Source organism: Microcoleus sp. AT8-B5 (assembly GCF_036705565.1).
Classification (GTDB): domain Bacteria; phylum Cyanobacteriota; class Cyanobacteriia; order Cyanobacteriales; family Microcoleaceae; genus Microcoleus.
On the sequence record NZ_JAUBUY010000042.1, the window covers coordinates 23,009 to 32,948 of the forward strand.

Consider the following 9,940-nt stretch of genomic DNA (forward strand, 5'->3'; position numbering starts at 1 on the left):
GGGTTTTTAGCCTTCGTGGATAAGTTATATTTAAGTATTTGAGGACTTACGCAATCATCCCAGGTATGGGGGCAACCACGGGGGGTTTGCCCCTACAAAAGACTATATATTCAGGCTATGCGTAAGTCCTATATTTCTCGGTTTAAGTAAAGGACGACTGCGCCTGATTCGGCTGAGTACCCGCGTGACTAATTCAGGCCCTAGTACCGGCTTGGTAATAAAATCATCGGCTCCCGCTGCAAAGGCTTGTTGCAGAGATTCTGGCTCGGTATGGGCTGTCACCACCAAAATCGGTAAATTTTCCCATTGGATATCTTGTCGAACGACTTGACACAATTCTAAGCCGCTGACGATCGGCATTTCTAGATCCAGCACTATTAAATCGGGCTCTGTGCTAATTAACACATCCCAAAATTGCTGTGGTTCTTTGAGGGTTGTCACCTCAATTCCCCAAGGAGTCAGTAACGCTGATAATGTAACCAGGATCACAGGGTCATCATCTACGATTAAGACTTTGGCTTCAGAAGTTTTGGGAGTGGGTAAAACACGGGAAATCGCTCGAAAAATTTGCTCGGTGGTTGCAGGTTTGTGGAGAAATTGCTTAGCACCTAAGCGCGATACAGCTAAGCGATCGGGAAGACTATCTCGTCCGGTAAAGACAATTATAGGCAGGTTAGGCGATCGCTCGGTCAGTTCTCGCAGTAGCGTCAATCCATCTTCCTCTGTCTCTGCAAAACTTAAATCTAGTAACATCACATCGGGCATTGACAGAGCAAGATGCGATCGGGCTGCAGTAATATTCGGCGCAATTTTCATCCGAAATCCCCAAGCTTCGGATTCTACTTTCAATCGCTCCGTTAATGCAGCATCATCATCAACTACCAAAACCCGATAGTTAAAAATTGAAATAGTAGAAACTGGTGCAGCCGTTGATCTAATAGGTGTTTTGGCTAATTCCTGCTGTAATCCTGCCACCAATTCCGAGAAGCGAGTAATTTCCTCAGCAGTCAAAGAGCGATCGTTTATGAGCAAATTCTCTGCATAGCGTGCAAATTTCGATCCTTCGGGATAACCAAAAGACCCCAGAGAACCGACCAATTTATGAGCTTCATGTTTAGCCACTTGCTGTAATTCAGTCTCTAACTTTCCTGCTAATAAATCAGTTTTTGCCTGCTCCAATACAGAAATTTGTTGGTTGAAGCTTCCCCGAAACCGCTCTAAAACTTTGTCGCTCTCAGACTTATCTACCCCGCGAAATTGATGTTTGTGAGTGCGATCGCTCCCAGGATTATTTGAACAAGACGACGCAGATTGGGGGTAAGGTTTCAGTCGATAGCCCATGCCATAAACTGTTTCGATGATTTCTTCAGTTAAACCGCCTGCCTTCAGTTTCTTTCTGAGATCCTTAATATGAGTGATAATGGCGCGATCTGTGGGTGCGTCATCAAATCCCCACAGACGATCCAAAATAGCATTGCGACTAAAGATGCGATCGGGATTCCGCAGTAATAATTCCAGCAGATTATATTCTGTCGGTGTCAGTGAAATTATTTCTTCGCAAAACGTCACTCTACCAGACTCTAAATCTAAACAAAGCTCTCCCCAAGTCAATGTATTAGCCGCTGAATTCGGAGTAAAACCTCCTGGGGAAAGTGCTTTACTGCGTCGCAACAAAGTTCGGATTCTTGCCAGTAATACTTCCGTAGCAAAAGGCTTGCTGATGTAATCATCGGCTCCCGCATCTAAAAGAGCCACCACCTCAGCATCTGAATCCTTTGCCGTCATTAACAGGATCGGTTTGCAGTAGCCTTGCGATCGCAATTGCCGACATAGACTAATTCCATCGAGTTTGGGAACCTGCACGTCTAACACAATTAGATCGTACTCAATTGCTGCTGCCAACTCTAGGCCAACTTGTCCGTCATTTGCCCGATCGAAGCCGTAATGATTTGCTTCCAACACATTTGCCAGTGTTGCACTCAGCCCTCCATCGTCCTCTACGAGCAGAATTTTTATCGGAGACTTCTTCATTTTGGCTGTGCGGTTAAATTGCCATGCGATCGACGCGCTTTAATGTCAGGCCGAAGCGTGGCTTTTCACTAAATAACTGCTACTTATTACTACTCCTTTTATCTTACCATTTTTGCAGTCCCATCGCCTCAAAATTGCTGTCACTTCTGCAGTTTATACCAATTTAATGTGAAGTTGCACATATCTCGATCCCCCTCGCATACCCCCTACTCCCCCTGATTGTTGGGGAGTAGGGGTTGACTTTGAGAAGAATCTTGTCCCACCCTATGTAGGGGCGGGCACGGGGAGTAGGGGTAGCACCGCCCCTACAAAGGGGGGATCGAGATATGTGCAGCCTCATACAAAATTGGTATTAGATAAAAGCGATCGCCCCTTCCTTCATCTGCGTCCATCCGCGTTTATCCGCCTGCATCTGCAGTTCAAAAAAAGCGTGAAGCGAAGCTATCCCGAAGGGAATCGCCCCAAAAAGAGCGATCGCCCTCCCAAACAAATTATCCTTCATCCTCCGACTTTACAGCAGCAGGAGGACGCCCAGAAATCACAATAAACCCAACAGACTCAAGAGTCATGTGCGGGCGGCGAATACCAGCTAAAACCGCTTGACTCAACAAACTTTCGGTATTGATTTCATCAGCCAAAACCGATTCTAAAAGTTGTTCGGATTTAGAAAGTCGATTCAATCGCAATTGCAATTGATTCACCCGGTTTTCGAGTTGGATAGCAGCAGTGACAGCAGATCGATCGCACATTTCCACAAAAGCCGATCGCCCGCGCAGCAACTCCTCAGATACCACCCGTCCCTTTTGACAAAAATCATCCCATTCTAGCGGATCGACAAAACTGTCAATCAGCGACGTGCGATTTTTCGACAAATTATAATCCCGATTCGGCCCGCCTTTCCCCTTATAATCCCGCTGCAAAATCGCCAGGATTTCCGCATTTTCTACCAGAGACATCGGCTCGCTGCGAGCATCTACAAACACAGTTTCAAAAATTGGGAGAAACAGAGCATCAGCGCGGCGCTGCAAAGCTTTCAAGTTGTAATTTTCGATGTTTTGTGCTTGCAAAATTTGCTGGGCAGGCTGCACATCAGTCTGGATTGAATAATTAAACTGAAAGCCGAACCACTCCTTCCCAGGATCCGCATCCCAACTTTCATCATGCCGCCACATGGCAAAAGCTTGACCGCGATCGTCCCAGCGAATATAAGAGCCAAGTGCATCGATCAATCCCTCACCAATGCGGTAAAGAGCCACATCAGCATTCTGATGAGCAATACGGCGATTGTAACTACCATATTGCTGGCAATAAGGAACCAATCTGGTCATCAAATCCTTCGAGGGAATTAACGTTTTTTGAGTAGGTTTATAGCGCATCAACCCCGATACACTCGGATGTTCAATTTGTTTGAAGTGAAGAGCTTGACACAACCAACCTTCAGTAGCCCGCTGCATTTCTTTATGCTTAGCATCGCAGTTGTCGAGAGATTCAAAATACTGAGATGCACTGTCATCAAGAATATCAATTTCATCGAGAACGTACTGTTCGTCAATTTTGATTTTCTCTTGTTCGATTTCTGTTTTAATCGCTTCAATTTCGCTGGATAAGCCCTTGCCTCCCTCAGCAAACAACTTTTCTTCTAGTTTGAGAAGTTTTTCCTCAGCATAAAACTGAAGGCTGGCAATAGATTTGTTGAAGATATCAAACCCATCTTTTAAAACTTGAAACCAAGCTTCGTGGGGACTCTCCGGCAAATCCGGGCCTGCAAACAAACAAAATTGCACTCCCATTTTGCTGCCAATGCGATCGACTCTGCCGAGTCTTTGTTCTAACTGGTTGGGAAACCACGGCAAATCGAAGTGAACTAACCAATCTGTCAATTGCAGATTTACCCCTGCTTCAGCCGATCGATCGCACACTAAGATAAAACAATGGGGTTCAGTCTTAAACCGCTTGAGACTAGCCTCAACATCATCAGCCGATTTGCTGGTGTCATGGCTGGCGATCGCATTTTTACCAAAGATTTTAGCTAAATTTTCCGCAATCTCTTTACAAGTTGCAGTAAAACTGGTAAAAATCACAATTTTCGGGAAACGTTCGCCCGGAATCGGCCGTTTAATTTGCTGTTGAATTCTCGACAGCAAATCGCGAGGTTTGCTGTGATACTCGCGCGGAACCTTCAAAGCAACTGCCAAAAATCGGAGAATGGCGATTCGTAACAAACTCAGTCGATCGAGTCCTTCCTGGGGCTTTTCCAGGGTATTGAGCAAGGTTTCCAGCATTTCCCTTTCTTCGGGAAACAGCTCCGTTTTGGTCAAAATTGCCGTGTCATTTTGTCCAAATTCGCGATCGAGTTCAGGAGTCGATTTTTTCTGCAAGCGAGCTTTGACAACCCGTTCTAAAACATTCAGCCAAGTACCAGAAGCGCGGAAAAACAGCAGAAAAATTCTCTGATATTCGCTCGACTTGGGAGCGACTGTGCGCCATTTATCGAGTACGCTTTGAATTTCCGACCACTGTTCATCATTCAGATCGTACTCAGTTTTGGGGACAGAATCTCGATCGAAAATCACATCTTCAACCGCATCCCGGCGGTTGCGAAGGATGCGACGATGCAGGCGGTAGGTATCTCTAACGTGAGTACGAATAGCTTGGACAAGGCGAGCCTGTTCTGCGGTTTCTTTAGTTTTCAAACAACTTTCTAACTCAGTTGCCAATCCGATTAAATAATCATCTTTGGCAAAAATAGTGCGAAGTTGAGCGAGTTTTGTTTGCAAAACAGCAGGCTTGGCATTTTCTCGGAAATCCAGCAAAGCGCGGCCGATTTCTTGACGGTTTTGCACCTGTTCCTTAAAGCTTTCCAGGTCATCAAGACGGTAAGTTGTCGGATCTAACAAGTGCAGCATCGTTAGAAAATCTTGCTCATGGCCGATAACTGGCGTTGCAGATAATAACAATACATTTTTGCTTTTCTGAGCTAGTTTCTGACAGAGTTCAAAGGACTGCTGCTGAGTACGATCGCTCGAATTTGCCATTGCCGCCACATCATGCGCTTCATCCACAATCAGAAAATCTAGATTAGCATTGCGGCTAATTTGATTGATGTCGCTAACAGCAGCAAGCTGCACTCTGTCAGCAAAATGAGACAAATAGAATTTATTTTCCAACTCCTGCCGCCACTGTTCGAGCAAGTATTTCGGAACGAGTACCACAGCGCGTCCGTTGGGTTCATCTAGCAGAAATTGGCGGAGAATTGTCCCGGCTTCTACTGTTTTTCCGAGTCCTGGTTCGTCTGCCAATAAATAGCGCACGATTGGGTCTTCTAGGACGCGCCGGACGACTTCAACTTGGTGCGGATAGAGGTCTATGTTAGCAGAAATTAAACCTGTCATGCCGCGGCTGACGGCCCGCTGTTCGATCGCAGATTGAACAAATGCCAATCGGCGATCGTGAAAATACGGCGTTTCTTGGCCTTTGACTGCTAAAATGTCGATCGGATCGGCGATCGGGATATTGCAGCGAACGTAAAGTTCGGTTTCAACAGCTTGCAAACTTTGGCTGTCGGGGAGGTCAATTTCGTACTCTAATTTATCTTCATCCCAGTCGTAAACTCGCCCGATAATCCATCTTTCCTGAGTTGTACTCCAGAGGTAGCAGCGGGTTTGGCGCTGAAGTCTAGCTTCTTGCAGTAGACTTAAGGGCACGGTTTTGCGGATGCGATTTTTAACTGAGCAAAAATATTCAACTACCGCCTCGATACGCGATACCTCGACAACTTTTCCGACTCCCAAATCGTTTCTGGGCGATCGAACTAATGAACCAACATCAATCATAATTTCAGCCTGACAATACTTACTAGAATACAGTAAATCCTTTTCCGTTAAAAATTTTAGCAAAATGCGATTTTTGCCGCCGTCACTTTTCTAGTCAAATGACAGTCAATCGATTTTAGATTTTAGATTTTAGATTTTAGATTTGAAGCATTGACACCACGGATAAATACGTTCGGCAAGTTTCATCGGATACACGTTTTTGATTTCTCCGTCTTGAGTCTCCGAAGGAATGAATCACGTGGCGGGTATCCTCGATGCTTTCGGTCAATCTGGCATTCGGAAAACAATAAGTTTAGCATGGTAACTAACATTTTGGGCATTGAATAAATATGCTGACAGCGAATAAGTATAATAGGACTGACGCACCTACTACGATTTTCTGTTCGCAGAAAACGTAGTGAAACAATCTCAAACCCTTGATTCAACGCCCTTTAGTGCCTAAGTCCTGAATAACTAATTACGAGGAAGGAAAAATAACGCCTAGATTACCTGATTCCCATTTCGGATATTTCTGCATAACACTGCTATAAATTTCCGACTCTGTGAACCCTGCTAACCAAGCTTGTAGCCCAGGCCAAGGCTGTTGGTTGAACCAAGTTTGATCAGTATGAGCAAATTGACGCACAAAAGGTGCGATCGCCATATCAGCCAATGCTACATTGTTACCAAATAAATATTTAGTCGCGCTTAACTGTGCATTTAGTCGGCCCAGATATAAAGAACCTTCATAACGATGTACTTGGGCATCAACACCGGGATAACGATCCGGGTACTTATAACGGTCAAGATGATATTTAAACCTATCATCAAATAGAGCAATTAGTTCCAGCATTTCTGTAACAGAACCTTGCTGTGGCATCAACCATTTTTCAGGATCGTGTTGTCTCAATGCCCACAACATGATATCGATACTTTGATCGAGTACACGCCCGTCAATATCAATCAATATTGGTACAGTACCTTTGGCAGATACCTCCAACATCTCTGGTGGTTTGTCTCGCAAAACAACTTCCCGCAACTCACACACCCGATTGCTAACCATCAAGGCCAAGCGCGCGCGCATAGCATAGGGACAGCGGCGAAAGGAATACAAAATCGGGTATGTTGCTGACATGTTATATGTTTAGTCGATCGCGCGATCGGGTTTGTCGGGTCAGAAACCCGGTTTCTTTCGATATTTCTCGTCGTCAAACAAGATTTTTCGTAGAAACCGGGTTTCTTGGACTTTAGTTTTAATACTATAGCAATCCTAAATCATTTGTGAATTTCTAACTCCCTCCCCTTGGTAAGGGGAGGGCTGGGGTGGGGTAAAAAATTTACGACTCATTTAGGATTGCTATATTAGTCGCAGGCTTCATCTACTTTTTCCTTCCCATCGTAGCGCGCGCCTATATGTACTTGGTTGCGACGCTTAGCAAGCTCAATCTGACGTTGACGTTCATATAAAGCTTGTTTTTTGGTTTCTGTTTTTGAGTCATGACAATGAGGACAACTCACACCAAGTACAAATAATTCAGAAGCCTTATCTTCCTGACTAATCGGGTGACGACAACCGCGACAAAGTTCATAGTTACCCGGCTTTAAGTCCTGACCAACAGAAACCCGTTCATCAAAGACAAAACATTCACCTTCCCAACGACTTTCTGCTTCCGGCACCGTTTCCAAATATTTTAAAATTCCGCCTTCGAGATGATAGACTTCCTCAAAACCTTGACTACGCAAAAAAGCAGTCGATTTCTCGCAGCGAATACCACCCGTACAAAACATTGCCACCTTGGGTTTATTGCGTAAAGCTGTTTCCCGCCGCACCCATTCAGGTAACTCGGAAAAGCTTTTTGTTTTTGGATTAATAGCGCCTTCAAAAGTACCCATAGATACCTCGAAATCGTTACGCACATCAACCACGACAACATCGGGATCGTCAAGCAGCTTATTCCACTCATCAGGCTTAACATATTTGCCCGCCATGAGGCGGGGATTAATGTCCGGTACTCCCATCGTGACTATTTCGCGCTTCAAGCGTATTTTCAGGCGGTAAAAAGGTGCTTTTTCCGAGAAAGATTCCTTGTGTACCAGATCCGCAAAACGCGGGTCACTACGCAAGAATGCCAGCACTGCGTGTACGCCCTCGGACGAGCCGGCAATAGTGCCATTAATGCCTTCTTGGGCCAGCAAGATAGTGCCTTTAACGTTGTTGTTGTTGCAACAATCGAGTAGCGGTGCTTTCAGCTCAGCAAAATCAGGTAGTTCAACGAACTTATATAAAGCAGCGGTTAAGAAATAAGCCATAGATTGAATTTATAGCACTAATTAATTTCCATAATTATATGAAAATTCAGTCAAAGCGGACGGTGGGACTCGAACCCACGACGTTCAGCATGGGAAGCTGACATTCTACCACTGAATTACGCCCGCGCTTAGGGTTTTTTAGCTGTTTTTACTTTGTAGCAATTACGCTCAAAAACGACTATAAAACATTATACACCTATTTTCTGATTTGGATCAGGCGATTTTGAGTGTAACAGGACTTAGGCACTCCGACCAAAGAAACCGGGTTTTTTACCAAATCTAGCGGTTTCAACAAAGTATTTTCGTAAAAAACCCGGTTTCTGAGCCCCATGCGTAAGTCCTGTGTCCATTTTGCGATCGCCGATCGCCCATCCACCGCACAAAAAAAGTCCTGCACCAAAGGCAGGACTTAATCTAACTTAAATTTATTAGTCTCAAGCGAGAGGGACTTCGTTTGACAAGAAGCGGTTTCAACCGCCGATCGATCGAGGGGAATCGAACTTTGCCCTTAGACGAAGCGCAAAGAGTTGCTGTCAATAGCCAGGAAAGAAACTGATTGGACGATCGCAATCAATTCATCCGATCCCGAAGTCTTCTTAAAGATAGCGGTTCCAGCAGGCAATCCTGCGGGAGACTCACCTAACTGATAAGTGCTAGGAGCACCTTGAAGTTGGAGGATATCTTCGATGGGGTTGAAACCGACAATCAAAGCGTAGTCGCCTGCGCCAGTGCCGGTATCGTTGCCATCGTTGTAATAGAACTTGGTGGCATCTCCCAGCAAGAAAGTATCATTGCCTTCAGCGCCAATCAGCGTATCGACTTCGCCCAGCCCAGGATTAGCAGCAGTGTAGTCAACACCAACGAAGATGTCGTTACCTTTTGTGCTGTAGAGGAAATCGTTGCCGCTACCGCCAAACAACACATCATTATTTTCACCGCCGTACAGAGTATCGCTACCCTCGTCGCCGAGTAAAGTATTGTTGCCGAGTTCGCCTGCGAGGACATCGTTACCAGCGCCGCCAAATATCAAATCGTCAGCTTTGCCACCTAATGCGGTATCTGCACCGTCGCCGCCGACAAGGGTGTCGTTGCCGAGGTTGCCAAACAAGAGGTCGTTGCCAGCATCGCCGAATACACCGTCATCACCTTTGCCGCCAAATAGGATGTCGTCGCCGCCATTGCCTCCCACGGTGTCGTTGCCCTGGTTGCCATACAAGATATTGTTAGCTTCGCTGCCAACGATCGCGTCGTTGCCGCTGGTGCCGAGAATCTGTGGCAATTCGCTTGGTGCGGGCCGGTTGGTGAATGTGAGTGCGATCGGAAGTGCGATCGTCTGAGCTGGCGCGGGAGTGAAAACGGGTGTGGGTGTGGTAGCCGGTGTGGGCGTCGTAACCGGTGTGGGTGTCGGTGTGGGTGGCAGCGGTGGGAGTGCAACCGGTGTTGGCGCGGCGGGTGTCGGCGCCGTGGGTGTTGGCGCTGTGGGTGTTGGCGCTGTGGGTGTTGGCGCCGTGGGTGTTGGCGCCGTAGGTGTTGGCGCCGTGGGTTCCGCAGTCGCCTCTGGTAAATTAGCCGCGAGAATCTCGCTACCAGCGAGATTGCCGACAGTTTCGATGAAGCCAACACCTTCGACAGTCGCCGATGCACCGAAGAAGTCGGAAATTACAATGTCATCCGTAGCCCTGACTACACCGTCTTGATTGATGTCGATCGCTAAACTCGTGCCTTGTCGGGCCAAGCCGATATTCCCCGATGACAGCGACAGCGACAGCGTAGGGCTGGTACTGATA

6 protein-coding genes and 1 tRNA gene are annotated in these 9,940 nt (G+C 46.3%); all 7 read right to left on the reverse strand.

The genetic code is table 11. The features are described 5' to 3' along the window. Window positions 1-102: 102 nt before the first annotated feature. The gene (locus QUB39_RS23230) at window positions 103-2,031 is read right to left on the reverse strand and encodes a response regulator (RefSeq protein WP_333485169.1); all 1,929 of its coding nucleotides are present in this window, start codon (window positions 2,029-2,031) and stop codon (window positions 103-105) included. 352 nt (window positions 2,032-2,383) lie between these two features. Beyond that, window positions 2,384-2,533: a hypothetical protein gene (locus QUB39_RS23235; protein WP_333207868.1), complete on the reverse strand. Its 150-nt coding sequence runs from the start codon at window positions 2,531-2,533 to the stop codon at window positions 2,384-2,386. After that, on the reverse strand, window positions 2,523-5,864 hold the full coding sequence (gene dpdE, locus QUB39_RS23240; protein WP_333207870.1) for a protein DpdE: 3,342 nt from the start codon (window positions 5,862-5,864) through the stop codon (window positions 2,523-2,525). The genes QUB39_RS23235 and dpdE overlap by 11 nt, the downstream gene beginning before the upstream one ends. Before the next feature lie 457 nt (window positions 5,865-6,321). Next, entirely contained in the window at window positions 6,322-6,978 is a 657-nt protein-coding gene (locus tag QUB39_RS23245; RefSeq protein WP_333055651.1) for a glutathione S-transferase, read from the reverse strand. 227 nt (window positions 6,979-7,205) lie between these two features. Further along, on the reverse strand, window positions 7,206-8,153 hold the full coding sequence (gene trhO / locus QUB39_RS23250; protein WP_333207872.1) for an oxygen-dependent tRNA uridine(34) hydroxylase TrhO: 948 nt from the start codon (window positions 8,151-8,153) through the stop codon (window positions 7,206-7,208). A gap of 54 nt (window positions 8,154-8,207) precedes the next feature. Next, window positions 8,208-8,279: transfer RNA gene (locus QUB39_RS23255), tRNA-Gly, on the reverse strand. A 382-nt stretch (window positions 8,280-8,661) separates the two neighbouring features. Further along, the coding region (locus tag QUB39_RS23260; protein ID WP_333207874.1) for a calcium-binding protein at window positions 8,662-9,940 on the reverse strand (1,279 nt) is incomplete at its 5' end.